17 protein-coding genes are annotated in these 14,073 nt (G+C 68.6%); 5 read left to right on the top strand and 12 right to left on the bottom strand.

Annotated features, from left to right (window positions below):
- Positions 1–12: 12 nt before the first annotated feature.
- From lipB to AC1D1Y_RS06645, 3 genes are read left to right on the top strand one after another with little or no spacing between them, the layout of a single operon-like run.
- Entirely contained in the window at positions 13–723 is a 711-nt protein-coding gene (gene lipB / locus AC1D1Y_RS06655) for a lipoyl(octanoyl) transferase LipB (RefSeq protein ID WP_477675929.1), read from the top strand.
- Positions 724–760: 37 nt separating this feature from the next.
- The gene (lipA, locus tag AC1D1Y_RS06650) at positions 761–1,798 is read left to right on the top strand and encodes a lipoyl synthase (protein ID WP_477681642.1); all 1,038 of its coding nucleotides are present in this window, start codon (positions 761–763) and stop codon (positions 1,796–1,798) included.
- A 10-nt stretch (positions 1,799–1,808) separates the two neighbouring features.
- Complete coding sequence (locus AC1D1Y_RS06645; protein ID WP_477681641.1) at positions 1,809–2,501, top strand: helix-turn-helix domain-containing protein; 693 nt, start codon at positions 1,809–1,811, stop codon at positions 2,499–2,501.
- Here the strand turns inward: AC1D1Y_RS06645 and AC1D1Y_RS06640 are convergent.
- Positions 2,495–2,695 carry a hypothetical protein gene (locus AC1D1Y_RS06640; protein ID WP_477655772.1) on the bottom strand — a complete coding sequence of 67 codons (201 nt, stop codon included), beginning with the start codon at positions 2,693–2,695 and terminating at the stop codon, positions 2,495–2,497. The genes AC1D1Y_RS06645 and AC1D1Y_RS06640 overlap by 7 nt on opposite strands.
- A gap of 213 nt (positions 2,696–2,908) precedes the next feature.
- On the opposite strand from AC1D1Y_RS06640, the gene AC1D1Y_RS06635 reads away from it, so the two are divergent.
- Positions 2,909–3,748 (top strand): DMT family transporter, encoded by an 840-nt coding sequence (locus AC1D1Y_RS06635; protein ID WP_477681640.1) that lies wholly within the window; start codon positions 2,909–2,911, stop codon positions 3,746–3,748.
- Here AC1D1Y_RS06635 and AC1D1Y_RS06630 read toward each other — a convergent pair.
- The gene (locus AC1D1Y_RS06630) at positions 3,745–5,208 is read right to left on the bottom strand and encodes an MFS transporter (RefSeq protein ID WP_477681639.1); all 1,464 of its coding nucleotides are present in this window, start codon (positions 5,206–5,208) and stop codon (positions 3,745–3,747) included. The two genes, AC1D1Y_RS06635 and AC1D1Y_RS06630, sit on opposite strands and share 4 nt — an antisense overlap.
- Before the next feature lie 144 nt (positions 5,209–5,352).
- On the opposite strand from AC1D1Y_RS06630, the gene AC1D1Y_RS06625 reads away from it, so the two are divergent.
- Entirely contained in the window at positions 5,353–6,252 is a 900-nt protein-coding gene (locus tag AC1D1Y_RS06625; RefSeq protein ID WP_477681638.1) for a LysR family transcriptional regulator, read from the top strand.
- A 34-nt stretch (positions 6,253–6,286) separates the two neighbouring features.
- Here AC1D1Y_RS06625 and AC1D1Y_RS06620 read toward each other — a convergent pair whose 3' ends face one another.
- The 10 genes from AC1D1Y_RS06620 to AC1D1Y_RS06575 all read right to left on the bottom strand — a co-directional run bounded on the left by AC1D1Y_RS06620 (position 6,287) and on the right by AC1D1Y_RS06575 (position 14,064).
- A complete protein-coding gene (locus AC1D1Y_RS06620; RefSeq protein WP_477681637.1) occupies positions 6,287–7,579 on the bottom strand; it encodes a sensor histidine kinase in 1,293 nt (430 codons plus the stop codon).
- Positions 7,576–8,259 carry a response regulator transcription factor gene (locus AC1D1Y_RS06615; protein WP_477655777.1) on the bottom strand — a complete coding sequence of 228 codons (684 nt, stop codon included), beginning with the start codon at positions 8,257–8,259 and terminating at the stop codon, positions 7,576–7,578. The genes AC1D1Y_RS06620 and AC1D1Y_RS06615 overlap by 4 nt, the downstream gene beginning before the upstream one ends.
- Positions 8,260–8,266: 7 nt before the next feature.
- The gene (locus AC1D1Y_RS06610) at positions 8,267–8,638 is read right to left on the bottom strand and encodes a hypothetical protein (protein WP_477655778.1); all 372 of its coding nucleotides are present in this window, start codon (positions 8,636–8,638) and stop codon (positions 8,267–8,269) included.
- Positions 8,635–9,090, bottom strand: a complete 456-nt coding sequence (locus AC1D1Y_RS06605; protein ID WP_477681636.1) for a DUF4260 domain-containing protein — start codon at positions 9,088–9,090, stop codon at positions 8,635–8,637. Before AC1D1Y_RS06605 ends, AC1D1Y_RS06610 begins: the two co-directional genes overlap by 4 nt.
- Positions 9,083–9,544, bottom strand: coding sequence for a Spy/CpxP family protein refolding chaperone (locus AC1D1Y_RS06600; RefSeq protein ID WP_477655780.1), 462 nt, complete (start codon positions 9,542–9,544; stop codon positions 9,083–9,085). Before AC1D1Y_RS06600 ends, AC1D1Y_RS06605 begins: the two co-directional genes overlap by 8 nt.
- 113 nt (positions 9,545–9,657) lie before the next feature.
- The gene (gene ptsP / locus AC1D1Y_RS06595) at positions 9,658–11,424 is read right to left on the bottom strand and encodes a phosphoenolpyruvate--protein phosphotransferase (RefSeq protein WP_477681635.1); all 1,767 of its coding nucleotides are present in this window, start codon (positions 11,422–11,424) and stop codon (positions 9,658–9,660) included.
- Positions 11,425–11,539: 115 nt separating this feature from the next.
- Entirely contained in the window at positions 11,540–11,809 is a 270-nt protein-coding gene (locus AC1D1Y_RS06590; RefSeq protein WP_477681634.1) for an HPr family phosphocarrier protein, read from the bottom strand.
- The gene (locus tag AC1D1Y_RS06585) at positions 11,778–12,221 is read right to left on the bottom strand and encodes a PTS sugar transporter subunit IIA (protein WP_436155839.1); all 444 of its coding nucleotides are present in this window, start codon (positions 12,219–12,221) and stop codon (positions 11,778–11,780) included. Before AC1D1Y_RS06585 ends, AC1D1Y_RS06590 begins: the two co-directional genes overlap by 32 nt.
- Positions 12,218–13,525, bottom strand: coding sequence for an MFS transporter (locus tag AC1D1Y_RS06580; protein WP_477681633.1), 1,308 nt, complete (start codon positions 13,523–13,525; stop codon positions 12,218–12,220). Before AC1D1Y_RS06580 ends, AC1D1Y_RS06585 begins: the two co-directional genes overlap by 4 nt.
- Positions 13,522–14,064: a hypothetical protein gene (locus AC1D1Y_RS06575; protein ID WP_477681632.1), complete on the bottom strand. Its 543-nt coding sequence runs from the start codon at positions 14,062–14,064 to the stop codon at positions 13,522–13,524. Before AC1D1Y_RS06575 ends, AC1D1Y_RS06580 begins: the two co-directional genes overlap by 4 nt.
- Positions 14,065–14,073: the final 9 nt, after the last annotated feature.

Genomic DNA, 14,073 nt, shown 5'->3' with positions numbered 1-14,073 from the left:
CGGACAGCGCGGATGCAGGCCGAAACACGCCACCTGGGCCGGGTCGACTACCTGCCCACCTACGAAGCCATGCAGGCCTTCACGGCCGCCCGCCACCCGGCCGGCGCCGCTGAAGGTGGGCTGCAGGCGGCGCAGGGCGAGCCCGACCAGTTGTGGATCTGCGAACACCCGCCGGTCTACACCCAGGGCCTGGCGGGTAAAAGCGACCACGTGCTCAATCCCGGTGCCATCCCGGTGGTGCAGACCAACCGCGGCGGCCAGGTGACGTATCACGGCCCCGGCCAGGTCGTGGCCTACCCGCTGGTAGACCTCAAGCGCGCCGGCTACTACGTCAAGGAATACGTCTACCGGATTGAAGAATCCGTCATCAAGACCCTGGCGCACTTCGGCGTCACCGGCCACCGCGTGGCCGGCTCGCCCGGGATTTATGTGCGCCTGGACGACCCAGCCTCGCACGCCGCGCTGACCGGCCCGCTGAACCCGGCCGACCCGTTTCGCGGCCTCGGCAAGATCGCCGCCCTGGGCATCAAGGTCAGCCGGCATTGCACCTACCACGGCGTGGCGCTCAACGTCGCCATGGACCTGGAACCCTTCTCGCGCATCAACCCTTGCGGCTATGTGGGACTGCAAACCACAGATCTTTCTACAATCGGGGTATCGGCAAGCTGGCAGGAAGCCGCGGATGTGCTGGGCCGCAAGCTCGTCACCTACCTGGCGCCCTAAGGCGCGAAGCCACCTGCCGCCAACACGAAACACATTCATGAGCACACCCGACCCCCTCCAAACCACGGCCAACCCGGTGGTCCGCGAAGTCCAGGCCCTGGAAGGCTACAACCCGCTGGCCAAACAAAAGGCCGCGGCCAAGCTCTCGCGCATCCCCGTCAAGGTGGTGCAGGGCGAAATGCTCAAAAAGCCCGACTGGATTCGCGTCAAGGCCGGCAGCCCGACCACGCGCTTTTACGAGATCAAGCAGATCCTGCGCGAGAACAAGCTCAACACCGTCTGCGAAGAAGCCAGCTGCCCCAACATCGGCGAATGCTTCGGCAAGGGCACGGCCACCTTCATGATCATGGGCGACAAATGCACGCGCCGCTGCCCCTTCTGCGACGTCGGCCACGGCCGGCCCGACCCGCTGGACGTGAACGAGCCGCTGAACCTGGCCAAAACCATCGCGGCCCTGAAATTGAAATACGTCGTGATCACCAGCGTGGACCGCGACGACCTGCGCGAYGGCGGCAGCGGCCATTTTGTCGAGTGCATCCAGAAAATCCGCGAACTCTCGCCCGCCACCACGATTGAAATCCTGGTGCCCGACTTCCGCGGCCGCGACGACCGCGCGCTCGAGATACTGAAGGCCGCGCCGCCCGACGTGATGAACCACAACCTCGAAACCGCGCCGCGCCTCTATAAAGAAGCGCGCCCCGGCAGCGACTACGCCTTCAGCCTGAACCTGCTCAAGAAGTTCAAGGCCCTGCACCCCGATGTGCCGACCAAGAGCGGCATCATGGTGGGCCTGGGCGAGACCGACGAGGAAATCCTGCAGGTGATGCGCGATATGCGCGCCCACAACATCGACATGCTGACCATAGGCCAGTACCTCGCGCCCTCCACCAGCCAYYTGCCGGTGCGCCGCTAYGTGCACCCMGACACCTTCAAGATGTTCGAGGMMGAGGCCTACAAGATGGGCTTCACCCACGCCGCCGTCGGCGCCATGGTGCGCAGCAGCTACCACGCCGACCAGCAGGCCCATGCGGCCGGTGTCGCCGACAAGGCCGACGCGGCCATCGCCACCCTCTGACCCACGGAACATGAACGCGCCGCAAGGCTCCCTGTCGCTGCGCCGCTACGGCGCCTCGCACGGCAGCCATGCGCATGGGCACTTCCAGGTGCTGCTGGGCCTGGACGGTGTGCTCGAACTGGAGGTGCAGGGACGCGGGCGCCGCATCGCGGCCGGCCAGGGCTGCGTGATCGCGCCCGGCGAACACCACGATTTTGAATCGCGCGAAGGCAGCCGCTGCATCGTGCTGGATACCCCGCACGCCGCCTGGGCACGCTGCGCCAATGATCCGCTTAAAACGGCGCAAGCCCTGGCCCTTGGCAACTACCTGGCCCACGCCCTGGAGCAGCGCGGCAGCCTGGCGCAGCACTACGGCCCGGCCTTGCTGCTGGAAGCCTGGCAGCCGCAACCGGCATCGCCTTCACGCTACCTGCGCCCCATCCATTGGGAACGGCTCGCCGGCTGGACACAACAGCGCCTGCACGAACCGCTCAGCGTGGCGCAACTCGCCGCGCAGGTATTTTTAAGCCCGACGCAATTCGCTGTGCGCTGCCGGCGCGAGACCGGCCTCAGCGTCATGCACTGGCTGCGCCGGCAACGCCTGGACCTGGCCCGGCAACTGCGCGGCCGCGGCATGAGCGTCGCCGACACCGCGCTGCATTGCGGCTACAACTCGCCCTCGGCGCTGACCGCCGCCCTCAGGCGGCAGTCACAGACTCAATAGCGGTTGGGATTGTTGGGCCGGCGGTCGTAGCGGTCGCTCACGCCGTCGCCGTCACGGTCGTAGCGCGGGCCGCCGTAGCCAGGGCCGCCGCCGCGGTAATGCGGCCCGTTGTCGTAAGGCACGGGATAGGCCACGCAGCCCGACAAGGCCATAAAGCCGATCACCGACAGCAGAAGAATGGAAAGCTTTTTCATAGGGTCTCCTCGAAGTGGGTCGAAGTGGAATGAGAGCCTTTATTTCAAGCCCGGCCCGTGCCCGCCAGGTGTCCGCCCCGCGCCTGGGAGGTGAAGCTGGTTACCGGATGTAGGCATTCGTGTAGGACACAGACCCCGTTAGGCCCCGCTTGCGCGACGGCAGACCGTGCTTGCGCGACGACGGCGGGCACTGCGGCTTTTATGCTCACGCCCATGCCTGCCAACCTCTATGCGCTGGGTGCCATCGCCCTCTGGGCCCTGCTGGCCTCGCTGGGCGTGTCACTCAAACATGTGCCGCCTTTTTTGCTCACCGGCGTCGCGCTGCTGATCGGCAGCGTGCTGGCCCTGCCCTTTGTTTTGCGTGACCGGACGCAGTGGAAGATTCCTGCCACCACCCTGGCACTGGGCGTGTACGGCCTCTTCGGCTTTCACTTCCTGCTCTTCATCGCGCTACGGCATGCGCCTGCCGTCGAGGCCAACCTCGTCAACTACCTGTGGCCGCTGTTCATGGTGGTGCTGGCGCCGCTGTTCCTGCGCGGCGTGCAGCTGCGCACGGTGCATGTGGCCGCGGCCCTGCTGGGTTTTGCCGGCGCGGCGATCGCCATCCTGGGGGCGTCCAACGGAGCGGCCACGGGCGGCTGGTCATGGGGTTACCTGCCGGCGCTGGGCTCGGCCTTGATCTGGGCCAGCTACTCGCTGCTGACAAAACGCGTCCCGGCTTTTCCCACCGCAGCCATAGGCCTGTTCGGCCTGGTGTCGGGCGGGCTTTCGCTGCTGTGCCACTGGGCGCTGGAACCGGCGGCCGTGCTGTCCGCGCAGGACTGGCTGCTGCTGGCCGTGATGGGCCTGGGCCCGCTGGGCGCGGCATTTTTCCTCTGGGACAAGGCCCTCAAGCTCGGCGACGCCCGGCAGATCGGCATCCTGAGCTACCTCACGCCGCTGGGCTCCACCGCGCTGCTGATGTTGGTCAGCGGCCGCGCGCTGAGCTGGAGCATAGGCCTGGCGGCCGTGATGATCATAGGCGCGGCGGTGCTGGGCACGCGGGCCCGTTAGGCCGCGCTCACACCTTCACGCGGCGCGAACGCCCGGCTTCCCAGCGCCACGGCCAGCGCGGCGGCGGCCAGGACCGCCGCGACCACGAAGGTGGTCCGCATGCCCGCGGCCACCGCCTCGGGGTTTGCCGCCGTGATGTCGCTGGCCGCCGAGGCGAACGCGAACACCGCGCCCATGACAGAAGCGCCGGTGACAAGCCCCAGGTTGCGCGACAAATTGAGCAAGCCGGACACAACGCCGCGCCGCTCCGGCGCGACGTCCACCATGACGGCCGTGTTGTTGGCGGCCTGGAACAGCTGGTAGCCGGGCGTCAGCACGGCGATGGCGGCAAGATAGCCCGCAAGGCCGAACAGCGCCGGCAGCAGAGAAAGCGCGATGGCGCCCGCGACCACGGCAGCCAGCCCCACGACGACCATGGCGGGCGCGCCCAGGCGGTCGACCAGCCGGCCCGCCAGCACCCCGCTCAGCGCGGAGATCGCCGGCCCTGCGGACAGCACCAGCCCCACCAGCGCCGCGTCCAGCCCCAGTGCGCGGGACAGGTAAAAAGGCCCGACCACCAGCGTCGCCATCATCACCGTCGCGACCAGCACGTTCATCACGAGGCTCGCGCTCAGCACACGGTCACGGAACATCGCCAGGCGGACCAGCGGCGACGCGACGCGTGCCTCGACAAACACAAACAGGCTCACGCCCAGGGCCGCCGCCAACAGCAGCACGACATTGAGCCGGCCGAAACTGCCCCGCCCCAGGGTCACGGCCAGCGCATAGGCGGCAAGCGCCAGGGCCAGCAGCAGCGTGCCAGCGATATCGAAACCGGCCTTGCCGTTCTTATCGGTCTTACCGGCTTCGGCCCCGCGATCAGCCGGCAGGTAGCGCCAGGCCATCAGCAGCGCAAGCAGGCCAAGCGGCGCATTGACAAGGAAGAGTGCCTGCCAGCCGAAGCCGGCGATCAGCACACCGCCCAGCGAGGGGCCCAGGGCCGTGCCCACCGCCGACATGGTTCCGAGCAGGCCCATGGCGCCACCCGTCCTGGCCTTGGGGACGGTCTCGCCGACAAAAGCCATGGTCAGCGCCATCATCACGGCGGCGCCCAGGCCCTGCGCCGCGCGGGCAGCGACCAGCAGCCCCAGCGTGGGCGCGGCGGCGCACAAGACCGAGGCCGCCGTGAACAGTCCAATGCCGGCCAGCAGCAGGCGCCGCCGCCCGACCATGTCGCCCAGCCGCCCGGCGCCCACGATCAAGGTGGTGATGGCCAGCAGGTAGGCCAGCACTATCCACTGCACCCCTTGAAACGAGGCGTTAAAGGCCTGCGCCAGCGTGGGCAGGCCGACATTGGCGATGCTGGTGCCCAGCGAGGACAGCAGCATGGACAGCGACAGGCTGGCCAGCGCCCAGCGCACAGCGGGCGGCATGGACGGCACGGCTGCCTCATCGGGTTTGACAGGGATTGGCTTGGACATGGGCTGCGCTTTCTTCATTTGGCAGCTCCCGAAATGGAGCTGTCTAAAGCGTAGGTCTTTGCCTCACATAGCGGAAGACGCAGCATTTGCACTTTATTCGTGCACCAAACGCCATGTCATAGGCAAATGCGCTATGGTTAGTTCATGTCCACCCCCGATTTCAACCTGCTGGCCGTGCTCGACGTGCTGCTCGCGGAAGGCAGCGTGGCCGGCGCGGCCAGGCGCTTGCGGCTCAGTCCCTCGGCCATGAGCCGGGCGCTGGCGCGCCTGCGCGAGACCACCGGCGACCCGCTGCTGGTCCGGGCCGGGCGCGGCCTGGTGCCCACGCCGCGGGCCATCGAATTACGCGAACAGGTCGGGCAACTGGTGCAGGACGCGCAAGCCGTGCTGCGCCCCGCCGAAAAGCTGGAGCTCGCACAGCTGGTGCGCACCTTCACCCTGCGCACCCGCGAAGGGTTTGTCGAGAACTTCGGGCCGGCGCTGCTTGCCCGCGTCGGCCGCGAAGCGCCCGGCGTGCGCCTGTGTTTTGTGCAGAAGCTCGACAAAGACAGCACGCCGCTGCGCGACGGCGCCGTCGACCTGGAAACCGGCGTGATCGGCAAGTCCACGGCGCCGGAGCTGCGTGTGCAGGCCTTGTTCCGCGACCGTTTTATAGGCGCCGTGCGCCTGGGCCACCCGCTGGGTGAGGGCGAGATCACGCCGGCCCGCTATGCGGCCGCCCGGCACATCGCCGTTTCGCGGCGTGGCCTGGGCGCGGAACCGGTCGACGAAGCGCTGGCGCCGCTCGGGCTGCAGAGAGAGGTCGCCGCCATCGTCGGCGGTTTTTCGGCCGCGCTGGCCCTGGCCCGTGAGTCCGAGCTGGTCGCCAGCGTGCCAGAGCGGCATACGGGCAAGCTGCGCGCCGGCATGCTGAGCTTTTCCCTGCCGGTCGCCACACCGGACATCACCGTGTCCCTGATGTGGCACCCGCGGCTGGACGCCGACCCGGCGCACCGCTGGCTGCGCGCCTGCGTGCGCGAGGTGTGCGCCGACCAGCCGGCCTGAGCGCCCGCCGGGCGCTACAGCGAAACGCCGCGCTTCAGCGCCACATCACCTGCACCGCCAGCCCCGGCGCCGCGTTGCGCAGCTCCAGCTGCGTGCCGTGCGCCTGCGCCACCAGCCGGCACAGGTACATGCCCAGGCCGACACCGCCGGTGGCACGCTGGCGTGCGCCGTCGGTGCGGAAAAAAGGCTCGGTCAGGTGCTCCAGCTGCGCCGGCTCCACGCCGGGGCCGAAGTCGCGTACTTCCAGCAGCACGCCGCCGCCCTCCGCCGCCCGCAGCGACACGCGCGGCGGGCTGGCCGCGCCGGCGCTGTAGCGCAGCGCGTTGTCCAGCAGGTTGCGCAGCAGCAGGCGCACGCGCATGCGGTCCAGCGCCAGCGGCGGCAGGTCAGTCGCCAGGTCCAGTTCCACGCCCGCCGCCTGCGGCATGTCGGCCGCCACCTCGCGCGCCAGCGCGGCCAGGTCCACCGTCTCGCGCTGCAGGGCGGCGTGCGGGCTGGCCAGGCGCTCGCTTTCGAGCAGGTCGCTGATCAGGTCGCGCATCTCGCCGAGGTCGCGCAGCAGCGCCTCGCGCTCGCGCGGCGCGCTGCCCTCGCCTTCGACGGGCAACAGCTCGGCATTGAGGCGCGCACGGGTCAGCGGTGAGCGCAGCTCGTGGCTCAGCGCCAGCAGCAGCCCGCGCTTGGCGTCCAGCATGGCCTTGATGTCGTGCGCCATGGTGTTGACGCGCGCGGCCAGGTCGCCGAGTTCGTCGCGCCGGCGCAGCGGGATGGGCGTGTCGAACACGCCGCGGCCGAAGCGCTCGGCCCCGGCGCGTATGTCGTCCAGCGGGCGCAGCAGGCGCCGCACATAGGCGTAGGCGCCCACCAGCAGGCCCAGCAGCAGCGCCAGCGTGATCCAGCCGAACATGCCGTGCGAGGGGATGGTGCCGGGGCCGAAGATCACCTTGTGGCCGTCGGCCGTGGTGCGGCTGAGCCATTCGCCGGTACGGCCCTCGAAGCGATTGCGGTCGGGGTGCGACTGCCAGTTCACCTGCGGACCCTCGATGCGGATCGAGATCGGCAGCCGCGCCGCCAGCGCCTGCGCGCGGCCCAGGTCGGGCGGCGAACCCAGGTCGGCCACCAGCCTGTCCGTGTAGTCGATGATCAGCGGCCTGGCCGCATCGCGCCAGCCGCTGGAAAACGCGCGCTGCATGCCGCCCATGAAAACCGCGCCCATGGCCAGCGCCAGCAGCAGGAACACCGTGATCAGCCGCAGCCGCAGCGAGTGCCCCCAGCGGTGGCGCCAGCGCTCGGGCCGGGATGGGCGGCAGCGCTTGGGCCGCCTCATGGCGCGCCCGCCTTGCCCACCGCCAGCGTGTAGCCGGCGTTGCGCAGCGTCTTGATGCAATCCAGCGGCTCGAGTTTTTTGCGCAGCCGGCTCACCACGATGTCGACCGCGCGCGTGTACAGCTCGGCCTCGTGGCCGCGCAGGCGGTTCAGGATGTCGTCGCGGTTGAACACCTTGCCCGGGTCGGCCGCCAGCAGCGCCAGCAGTTCGAACTCGGTGCCGGTCAGCTCGACCTTCTCGCCCAGGCGCAGCACCTCGCGCGTTTCGGTATTGATCACCAGGCCCTCGAACACACGGCGCGGGCCGGCCGGCGCCACGGCGCGCTGGCGCCGCAGGATGGTCTGCACGCGCGCCACCAGTTCGCGCGGCTCAAAAGGCTTGGGCAGGTAGTCGTCGGCGCCCAGCTCCAGGCCGACCACGCGGTCCATCACGTCGCCGCGCGCCGTCAGCATGATGACCGGAATGTCGCTTTCCTTGCGGATCTCGCGGCACAGCGCGAAGCCGTCCATCTCGGGCAGCATCACGTCCAGGATGGCCGCGTCGTACGTGCCGGCGCGCAGCTTGGCCAGGCCCTCTCCGGGGCGCAGGGCGCTGTCCAGCACGAAGTCAAAACGCGCGAAATAAGCGGCCAGCGGCGCGGCCAGGTGCTCGTCGTCGTCGATCAGGAGGATGCGGGGCATGCGGCCATCATATGAAACTCGCGCGGCGCGCAAAGTACAGGCCCGCCAGCAGCAAGGTCACCAGGGCGAGGTGGAACACCAGGTCGGGCGCTGACTGCGGCCCTATGCCGATGAAGATGGTGAACAGGCCCACCAACGTGCCGATCAGCGCGAAGGACTGCCCCAGCAGCGCCAGCTTGCGCGTGCGCCCGGGCATCACAAAACTGAGCCCCCAGGCCGCCAGCAGCACGGCGGCGATCACCGCCTCGGCGATGCGGGCCTGGCCGTGGGCATGGCCCCGCAGCAGCAGGCCGCTGTGCACCAGCGAGGCGGCCACCAGCAGGCCGGCCTCCAGCAACAGGAAGCCGCGCAGCATGCGCCAGGGGTGGGCCGTTTTCACCACGGATCTTGTGGGCCCAGCCGGCCCAGATGGGTATGGCCAAAACCCGCGCCGTACTTGAGGCCGTAGCCGAGCAGGCGGTCAAAACCGATGTGCGCGCACCAGACCAGCGCCGCCGCCAGCAACATCGGTGAAGCACCGAGCACGCCCGCGGCCAGCAAACCGACCGCACCTAAATAAGAATGCGCCGCGTTATAGGCCAGCGCGCCCCAGCGCGGCCCGGCGAGGTAGGCCAGGAAGGACAGGTCGGGCAGCAGGAACAGCGCCGCGAACCAGCCCCAGCCCGCGCCGAACTGGGCATAGGCCGCCACCGAAGCGGCCAGCACCACCAGCCCTTCGGCGCGCAGCAGCAGGCGCACGCCGCCGCTGGCGCTGCCCGTCTCGGCCACGGTACTCACGTGCCGCACAGCCCGCGCCATGCGGGCGGGCGGAAAGAACAGCGCCTCAGCCATGGTGGCCCCAGCGGCGGCCGCGCTCCATGAAGTCGCGCACTTTCTGTTGCTGCTCGGGGCGCAGGTTGTCGAAGAAATCGGCCGCGGCGGCGATCACCTCGGGGCTGCCGGCCTGCAGGGCCGCGGTTTTTTCATCGATCAGTTTTTTCGCGCCCGCCTGGTCCAGCTTGTTGCCGGCGAACAGGCCGCGAACCGTGTCACGCGGCTCGGTGGCGCCGCGCAGGGCGGTGCGCTGCGCCTGCAGCTTGTCGGCCAGCACCGTGAGCTTCTGTTTTTGCGCGGCATCGAGGTCCAGCCGCGAGCCGATTTTTTCGACCATGCGGGCACGGGCTTCGGGCGAACCCATGTCGCCGTGCATGCCGCCGGGGCCGCGCTGCGCGCAGGCGCCCAGGCTGCCGATGATGAGCGCCCCGCCGAACAGGCCGAGCAGCGTTTTTTTGATGCGGTGTTTCATGAAGAGCCTTGCAGAGGTTGGAAGGTCTTCATGGTGCCCGCGCGGGACGCGAGGGTGTTTTCGCGCCGGTTGCGGGATGTTTCGCTTTGTTTCGACGGGGCGGACCCGTCTGCTCAGGATTGAAGCAAGGCGGCCGGGTCTTCGCTCGCCAAAACCTGTGCCGCCCAAGGCTGCAGCTTGGACGCATCGGCGCGCAGGATCTGCTGCTTGACCRCCAGGATCTGCGAGGGGTGCATGGAAAAGCTGCGCAGGCCCAGGCCCAGCAGCAGCCGCGTCATGCCCACGTCGCCGGCCATTTCGCCGCAGACGCTGACGCCCTTGCCCTGGGCATCGCATTCGGCGATGGTGTCGGCGATCAGGCGCAGCACCGCCGGGTGGCAGGGGTCGTAGAGGTGCGACACCGTCTCGTCGGCGCGGTCTATCGCCAGCGTGTACTGGATCAGGTCGTTGGTGCCTATCGACAGGAAGTCGAAGTACTTCAGGAAGAGCTTGAGCGTGAGCGCGGCCGCCGGGATTTCGATCATCGCGCCCAGCCGCACCGGGCCGTAGGGCGTGCCGCTGTTGTCGAGCATCGCGCGCGCGTGGTCTATCAGCGACATGGTCTGGCGGATTTCCGTGGCGTGCGCCAGCATGGGCACCAGCAGGTTGACCTGGCCGTGCGCGGCGGCGCGCAGGATGGCGCGCAGCTGCGTGAGGAACATCGGCGGGTCCGCCAGGCTCCAGCGTATGGCGCGCAGGCCCAGCGCCGGGTTCAGGTGCGTGTCCTGCGCCTTGGCGTGGCGGTCCAGCGGCTTGTCGGAGCCTATATCCACCGTGCGTATGGTCACCGGCAGGCCGTGCATGCCTTCTATCGCCTTGCGGTAGGCCTGGTATTGCTCTTCCTCGTCGGGCAGCTTGCCGCTGCGCCCCATGAACAGGAACTCGCTGCGAAACAGCCCGACGCCGACCGCACCTGCCGTCACCGCGCCCACGGTGTCCTCGGGCATTTCAATATTGGCCAACAGCTCGATGCGCTGCCCGTCAATCGTCAGCGCGGGCGTGTTCTTCAGGCGGTTCAGGCGCTGGCGCTCGAGCTCGCCCTGGCGCTGCTTGAAGCCGTACTCGGCCAGGATGATGGGTGAAGGGTCGACGATCAGCACGCCGGCATCGCCGTCGATGATGACCCAGTCGTCCTGCTTGATCAGCTGGCTGGCGCTGCGCGCGCCCACCACCGCCGGGATGTCCATGCTGCGCGCCACGATGGCCGTGTGCGAAGTCTTGCCGCCCACGTCGGTGGCGAAGCCCGCGAACAGGCTCTGCTTGAACTGCAACATGTCGGCCGGCGAGATGTCGTGCGCCACCAGCACCAGCGGCACGTCGGTGGTGTCGTCCAGCAGCAGGTCCTGCTGCGAAAGCTTGCGGCCCGCGCCCGCCTGGCCCGCCGGCTGCACCGGCGAGGCCACGCCCTTCATGTGGCGCAGGATGCGCTCCACCACCTGCTCGAGGTCGGCCTTGCGCTCGCGCAGGTACTCGTCCTCCATGTCGTCGAACTGGCGCGCGATGATTTCGTACTGCGTGGTCAGCGCCCACTCGGCGTTGTAGTGCCGGTCGGTGATCCAGTGCTTCACGCCGCTGATCAGCTGCTCGTCCTGCAGCAACATCAGGTGCACGTCCAGCAGCGCGGCGAGCTCGTGCGGCGCGTCCTTGGGCAGGTCCTGCTGCAGGCGCGTGATTTCCTCCATCACCGCATTGCGCGACACCCGCACCCGCGTGATCTCGTCCGCCGTCTTGGCATCGTCGACAAAATAGTGCGCCACGTCGGCGCGGCTGGACGCCACGAGCACGGCACGGCCTATCGCGATCCCTCGCGATACGGCAAGACCGTGGACTGAAAAGGTCATGCAGCCCCCACGGTCGCTCGCCGCGCGTAGCTCCCTGCCCCCCGAGGGGGCCGCTGCGCCTGCGGCCCGGCAAAGCCGGTTCCGCGGCCCCTGCTTGCAAGGAGCGAGCGGGAGGTCATTCACCTTCTCCAAATTTGTCGGTGATCAGCGCGAGGATCGCATCCATGGCCGCCTGCTCGTCATTCCCGTTGGTCTCGACCTCGACGGTGCTGCCCAGGCCGGCGGCCAGCATCATCACGCCCATGATGCTTTTGGCGTTGACGCGGCGCTCGCCCTTGCTCATCCAGACTTCGCAGCCGAAGCTGCCGGCGAGTTTGGTGAGCTTGGCGGAGGCGCGGGCGTGCAGGCCCAGCTTATTGCTGATGGTCGTGCTGGTCTTGATCATGGTTTCGGCGTACCTGGTTCTGCGGTGCGGTGATGGCCACCTGCATCACGCCCTGTGTGGCCCCGATGAGGGCCCGCGCCACCAGGGCGTCGAGTGACTCGTGCCGGTAGGAGATGGTGCGCAGCAGCATGGGCAGGTTGATGCCGGTGATGAGTTTGGAATGAACGCCGTCGACGAGCTTTTGCGCGACGTTGCAGGGCGTGGCGCCGAACACGTCGGCCAGCACCAGCGCATGCGAGGTGCCCAGCTGCGCCAGCATGATGCGCGCCTGGGCCAGGGTTTCCTCGGGCGGCATGTTGGGCTGGACGTCCAGCGCGGCGACGCCGGGGGCGTTGTCGGGGAACACATGCAGCACGCACTGGCGCAGGGCGGAGGCCAGCGGGGCGTGGGCGATGATAAAAATGCCGTTCATGGGTTTGCGGGTTCCACTGAATTATCGGCGCGGACACTGAGGAAATACCCATATGAGGCGATACAACAACACAATAACACCGCCATGGCCGCCTGGAAACTCGCCACCTGCCCCAGGCCTAGGGCCGCGAACACGTCGATCAGCAGGCCTATGCCCCACTGCACGACGAACACGCCGGCAAAAATCATCAGGTTGTAGGCCGACAGCGCCCGGCCCGCCAGCGCGGGCTTGAAAGCCATGCCCACCGCGGGCTGCGCCAGGCCCATCACGCTGCAGCCCATGCAGAACAAGGCCCAGCCCAGCCAGCCGGTGGACGTGCCGCCCGCGATGTTGAAGGCCAGCACCGCAATGCTGACCGGCACGCCCCAGGTGATCAGCCGGGTCGCCGACCAGCCGTGGCGCGACAGCCAGGGATTGACCATGCCCCAGCTCCAGAAGGTCACCAGCATGGTGGCATTGATAGAGAAGAGGCCGGTGGCGGCCTCAAGCGGCGTATAACCCGCGACCTTGACCATCCAGGGGCCGGCCCACAAGGTCTGCACCGCGACCAGGCCGCCGTAGTTGAAAAAGGCCATGGGCGTCATCTTGCGGAAATAGCGGCTGCGCCAGATGGGCGCATACCCGGTCTCGGCCTCGGCTTCGGCCGGCGCCCCCGGCGCGCTGGAGCTGCTCAGCTTCCAGGTCGGCACCACCCAGGCAATGGCCACCATGCACAGCAAAATCATGGCCGCCAGGATCCAGAACAGCGGCCGCCAGCCCGTCACCGGCATCAGCCACTGCACCGGCAGGGTGGAGGCCAGCATGCCCAGTGAGCCCGTCATCAGCATCCAGGAATTGGCGCGCAGCACCGTGCCCGGCTCGAACCAGCGGCGAAAGCCGGTGAGCGGCGCCATCAGGCAGGCGCTCACGCCCATGCCCACCAGCACACGCGCGGCCAGCAGCCAGGCAAAACTCGTGGCCAGCGAAAACGCCAGGCAGCCCAGCACGGCCAGGCTTAAAAAGCTGAGGATCACGCGCTTGGGGCCGTGGCGGTCCAGCCAGGTGCCCAGTGGCAGCTGCGTCGCGGCAAAACCCAGGAAATAGCCGCCCGCCAGCAGCCCCAGGTCGCGCGCATGCAGCGAAAAATCCTGTGTCAGCACCGGCGACAAGGTGGCCGTGATGGCCCGCACCAGCGCCGAGCAGAAGTAGGCCGCGGCAAAGGCCAGGAACACGATCGCGCCGGTCCAGGCATCCAGCCGGCCGGGCTCGGACGCGGCGGATGATGCCCTGTGCGCGGAGGACATGGAGGTTTCGGCGGTCGTCATTCGAATTTGAGGCTGGAGAAAAAGGTCTCGGCGACCTCGGGCGTGATGCGGTCGGCATACAGCACCACCTGGAAGGCCTGCCCGCCCTGGGCAAAGTAGGCCGCCTGCCCGCTCACCGCCGTGCCGTCGGCGCGTTGGCCCTGGGCCTTGACCAGGATGGCATCAGCCGCCCCGGGCAGCTTGAGCGGCGAGACCTGTGCCGGCCCGGCCTTCATATTCGCCAGCGTGAGGTTTTGCCACTGCGCGAGCACAGGCGCGGCCTGGGTCGCATCGCCCAACTGCGCCACTGCCACGGCAAAGGTGGCGCCGCCGGCATCACAGCCCAGCATGGACAGCGGCGTCGCCGGCCCGCCCAGGGGCACGGTTTTTTGCGCCTTGTCGGGCTTGCAAGGCAGCAGCAACGCCAGGCGCGTGCCCTCGGGCCGCACTTCGCGCCAGTTCAGGGTGGGGCTGCAGGCCGCGAGCAGGGCCGTGGCAATCAAAAGAGCGAAGGAGGGCCGCGGCAAGGAGCGTATAGCGGCCCCGGAAATCATAAGCATGCCTTGGAC

Source organism: Polaromonas sp. P1_G1 (genome assembly GCF_056405595.1).
This window is presented reverse-complemented; position numbering and strand designations above follow the sequence as displayed.

Bases quoted from the DNA above. Each gene is read 5' to 3' on its own strand.
- lipB (WP_477675929.1), top strand. From the start codon at position 13: ATGCAGGCCGAAACACGCCACCTGGGCCGGGTCGACTACCTGCCCACC.
- AC1D1Y_RS06645 (WP_477681641.1), top strand. From the start codon at position 1,809: ATGAACGCGCCGCAAGGCTCCCTGTCGCTGCGCCGCTACGGCGCCTCG.
- AC1D1Y_RS06640 (WP_477655772.1), bottom strand. From the start codon at position 2,695: ATGAAAAAGCTTTCCATTCTTCTGCTGTCGGTGATCGGCTTTATGGCC.
- AC1D1Y_RS06635 (WP_477681640.1), top strand. From the start codon at position 2,909: ATGCCTGCCAACCTCTATGCGCTGGGTGCCATCGCCCTCTGGGCCCTG.
- AC1D1Y_RS06630 (WP_477681639.1), bottom strand. From the start codon at position 5,208: ATGTCCAAGCCAATCCCTGTCAAACCCGATGAGGCAGCCGTGCCGTCC.
- AC1D1Y_RS06625 (WP_477681638.1), top strand. From the start codon at position 5,353: ATGTCCACCCCCGATTTCAACCTGCTGGCCGTGCTCGACGTGCTGCTC.
- AC1D1Y_RS06620 (WP_477681637.1), bottom strand. From the start codon at position 7,579: ATGAGGCGGCCCAAGCGCTGCCGCCCATCCCGGCCCGAGCGCTGGCGC.
- AC1D1Y_RS06615 (WP_477655777.1), bottom strand. From the start codon at position 8,259: ATGCCCCGCATCCTCCTGATCGACGACGACGAGCACCTGGCCGCGCCG.
- AC1D1Y_RS06605 (WP_477681636.1), bottom strand. From the start codon at position 9,090: ATGGCTGAGGCGCTGTTCTTTCCGCCCGCCCGCATGGCGCGGGCTGTG.
- AC1D1Y_RS06600 (WP_477655780.1), bottom strand. From the start codon at position 9,544: ATGAAACACCGCATCAAAAAAACGCTGCTCGGCCTGTTCGGCGGGGCG.
- AC1D1Y_RS06590 (WP_477681634.1), bottom strand. From the start codon at position 11,809: ATGATCAAGACCAGCACGACCATCAGCAATAAGCTGGGCCTGCACGCC.
- AC1D1Y_RS06585 (WP_436155839.1), bottom strand. From the start codon at position 12,221: ATGAACGGCATTTTTATCATCGCCCACGCCCCGCTGGCCTCCGCCCTG.
- AC1D1Y_RS06580 (WP_477681633.1), bottom strand. From the start codon at position 13,525: ATGACGACCGCCGAAACCTCCATGTCCTCCGCGCACAGGGCATCATCC.
- AC1D1Y_RS06575 (WP_477681632.1), bottom strand. From the start codon at position 14,064: ATGCTTATGATTTCCGGGGCCGCTATACGCTCCTTGCCGCGGCCCTCC.